This window comes from Nocardia sp. NPDC058497 (assembly GCF_042720195.1).
GTDB lineage: Bacteria > Actinomycetota > Actinomycetes > Mycobacteriales > Mycobacteriaceae > Nocardia.
Map to the genome: position 1 here is coordinate 1 of NZ_JBHXMY010000598.1, position 3,527 is coordinate 3,527.

Below are 3,527 nucleotides of genomic sequence, written 5' to 3' on the forward strand. Positions count from 1 at the left end.
GCTCTCAGCTGCATGACATCGACGCTACCGCCCGCCGAACCCCGTATTCGCCCTGATCAGCGGTGTCTTCGATTACGCACGGCGCTGCGTAATTGCCGTCACAGCGGGGCGTCAGCCCTCGGCGATGACGCCGGCGATGTCTGGACGCGGGGTCTCGGCACCGCCCCACAAGGTGCCCCGGGGAAGCCTCCCACCGGGTCGAAGGCGGGTGACGGGGGCTTTGATGCAGAATGTGAAGGTGATCGATAGACCGAAGCCGAAGTTCGAGGCACTGTCCGTTGTGGGAACGACGGCTGTCGCGACGCCTGTCAGCGGTTAGTTCGATGTCGGACCAGGAAGCCGGGACAGGTTCGCGAGGGAACCTGGCGGAAGTCGATTCGATGCGCTGGAGCGGCTGCGGCGGAAGTGAGAAGAGATGAAGGCCTCCGAGGGTGGTTCTGGCGAGGCCGAGGGCCGGGCATCGAACGTTGTTCGGCTGCCGAGGCGGCCGCGGCGAGGTCGGGAGGATGTCGGCGACGCTCGGCGTCGGCCTTGGCTCCCTGAGGCTGTTTACGATCCGGCACCTACCCGTCCGGTAACTCGCGCGGAGCTACAGAGCGGAACGGGTTCGTGGTCGGCCGACGCCGCGGCGCAGGCGGGTGGGAACGCCGAGCATGAGCAAAACGTCATCGACCTCGGCGCGTCGCGCCGGAGACGTGCCGGTGCGGATGATGCGCCCAGGGCCGCTCGGCCGAGGGTGATGCCGCGCAGAATCGGGCCTGGCGAGCGGAAGCAGGGCGGCGACGCCGATGCCACCTGATGCGTCGAGGTCGGATGCGGTCAGCCTTCGTCAATAGTCGAGAGCGTGTTCCGGCTGACAGACATGCAGGGGAGACGGCAGATATCGGATGATGGCGTCCAGGAACGGGCCGATATCACTCCACGGAGCCGCATCGCACAGGACGGGCGCGGCGTCGCCGATGTGGGTGAGGCAGCGGACGCGGTCATATAACTGTTCGGGTGGGATCTCTCGCGGGCCGAGGGCGCCGTCCTGTTGTTCCATCACCGTGTTCACGAGGCTGCGGTACCGCTGTTCGGCGACTGTCCAATGGCTGCCATAGAATTCGACTCCCATCGGTTCGAGCGTCCCCATCGGGACCAGATCGACGACGCCTGCAAACCCGGTACCAATGCCGTGCGGGATCTGCAGCGTCAACGGCACCGCCCCGTGCGTATCTGCGATCGTGCGGACGCAGCGGTCGAAGTCCGCGGCGGGATGATCGAGTCCGGTCACCAGGCACAGCCGTGCGACCTGATGGTCGTCGGCCACCCGCAGGATCGTCTCGAGTCGAGGGGCGCGCCGCACCGCCGCGTTCATGACAGCGACCACCCCATCGGCTACCCGGATGGACCGCTCCAGCATCGCGATGGGCGCGTGGCTCGACAGCGCGGTGAGACGAATCGTGTGATCGACGCGGTCTGTTGTCCAGTGGACCGTCGCTGCCGTGTCGGACCCGGTCCCGGCGAAACGGCGGGTCAGCCGGTGGACGACCCGTGTCGTCTCCTCGGGGTCCCCGACGATCGTGACGTTGCGGATCGACTGCGGTTCAATGACTTCGGTGCCCATCGTCGTGGTACTCCAGCTCGACTCGAGGATGCCAGCGCATCCTCAATCCGGTCTCACCGTACCTCTGCCGATGTGCCCGTGAAGCGGATTCCCGCCCCAAAGTAGAACGTGTTCCTATACCGTCGGGCTCGTGCAGAAAGAACAACGCCCTGCCGTGGCCGACTGGTTCACCGCGGACGACGGCACGGTGCGTCTGCAGGGAAGTCGCTGTACTGCCTGCGGCACACCGTATTTCCCGCGCAACGCGCTGGCCTGCCGGAACCCGCAGTGCACGGGTCCCAAGGACGGCTCCGAGCTCGCCGAGTACCTGTTTTCCACCCGTGGCCGGATCTGGTCGTACGCGGACGCCCGCTACAAGCCACCCCCGCCCTATGTCTCGCCAGATCCGTTCGAGCCGTACGTCGTCGCGGCCGTGGAGCTCGAGGTCGAGCAGATGGTGATTCTAGGCCAGGTGGTCCGTGGCCTGACGGTGGATGACCTGGCGGTCGGCATGCCGGTCGAACTGACCCTCGGCGTGCTGTACGAGGACGAGGAAGCGGAACACACGGTGTGGATGTGGAGGCCGGTCGATGACCGAGACCAGTGATCGCGATATCGCAGTCCTCGGTGCGGGCATGCACCAGTGGGGCAAGTGGGGGCGTAATTTCGTCGAATACGGGCTGGTCGCGGCCCGCGCGGCACTGGCCGATGCCGGGGTGGACCACCGCGACGTCGGCTATATCGCCGGCGCCGACACGATCCGCAACGGATACCCCGGATTCGTCTCGGGCGCGACATTCGCCCAGGCACTCGGCTGGACCGGCGCGCGGATCTCGAGCAGCTACGCCGCCTGCGCCTCCGGTGCCCAGGCCATCGCCAACGCGCGCGCCCAGATTCTGGCCGGGTTGTGTGACGTGGCGCTGGTAGTCGGCGCCGATACCACCCCGAAGGGCTTCTTCCAGCCCGTCGGCGGCGAACGCCGCGACGATCCCGACTGGTTGCGATTCCACCTGCTCGGCGCGACGAACCCCATCTACTTCGCGCTGTATGCCCGTCGGCGCATGGCGTTGCACGGCGCCACGCTCGACGATTTCGCCGCGGTCAAGGTGAAGAACGCCCGCCACGGCCTGAACAACCCGTATGCCCGCTATCGCAAGGAAGTGTCGGCCGAGGAGGTCGCCGCCTCGGCGATCGTCTCGGACCCGCTGCGGCTGCTCGACATCTGCGCCACCAGCGACGGCGGTGCGGCACTGGTGCTGACATCGATGGAGTACGCGAGGCGTCACGGCGTCACCGATCCGGTCCGCATCCGAGCACTGTCGACAGTCACCCCGACGTTCCCGAAAACGGTGCTCGATCTCCCGGATTTCGCGACGGACTCCGCCGTGGCCGTCGAGGTTCCGCCACGCGAATTCCGTTCCGCCGTCGCGTACGCCGCCTACGAAGAGGCCGGGCTCGGGCCCACCGACCTGTCCTTCGCCGAGGTCTATGACCTGTCCACCGCGCTGGAGCTGGACTGGTACGAGGACATCGGACTCTGCGAGAAGGGCGGCGCGGAGAAGCTGTTGCGCAGTGGCGCAACGACACTGGGTGGCCACGTGCCGGTGAACCCCAGTGGCGGACTGGCCTGTTTCGGTGAGGCGATTCCCGCGCAGGCGATCGCCCAGGTCTGCGAGCTGACATGGCAGTTGCGCGGCCAGGCCGAGGGCCGCCAAGTCGACGACGCGCGCGCGGGAATCGCGGTGAACCAAGGCCTCTTCGGCCACGGCTCGGCAATCATCGCCACCCGCTGACGGGGCTGGGGGGGCCCGGGGGAGAAGAGGTGGTGGGGGGGGGGGGGGGGGACGGGCGGGTGGGTTTGGAGTCTGTGTCTGGGTGGCTCCCAGTCCCGCCCCGCCCCCCCCCGCCCCCCGCCCCCGCGCCGATATTGCCGAACGCCCAG

3 protein-coding genes are annotated in these 3,527 nt (G+C 67.7%); 2 read left to right on the top strand and 1 reads right to left on the bottom strand.

All coding sequences use genetic code 11. The annotated features are described in order from the left end of the window. Window positions 1–829: 829 nt before the first annotated feature. Window positions 830–1,606, bottom strand: coding sequence for a hypothetical protein (locus ACFWPJ_RS27920; RefSeq protein WP_378855736.1), 777 nt, complete (start codon window positions 1,604–1,606; stop codon window positions 830–832). A 154-nt stretch (window positions 1,607–1,760) separates the two neighbouring features. Here ACFWPJ_RS27920 and ACFWPJ_RS27925 point away from each other — a divergent pair, with 154 nt between their 5' ends. Together ACFWPJ_RS27925 and ACFWPJ_RS27930 are read left to right on the top strand one after the other, a co-directional pair. After that, entirely contained in the window at window positions 1,761–2,192 is a 432-nt protein-coding gene (locus ACFWPJ_RS27925) for a Zn-ribbon domain-containing OB-fold protein (protein WP_378855740.1), read from the top strand. Further along, a complete protein-coding gene (locus ACFWPJ_RS27930; protein ID WP_378855738.1) occupies window positions 2,176–3,378 on the top strand; it encodes a lipid-transfer protein in 1,203 nt (400 codons plus the stop codon). Before ACFWPJ_RS27925 ends, ACFWPJ_RS27930 begins: the two co-directional genes overlap by 17 nt. Window positions 3,379–3,527: the final 149 nt, after the last annotated feature.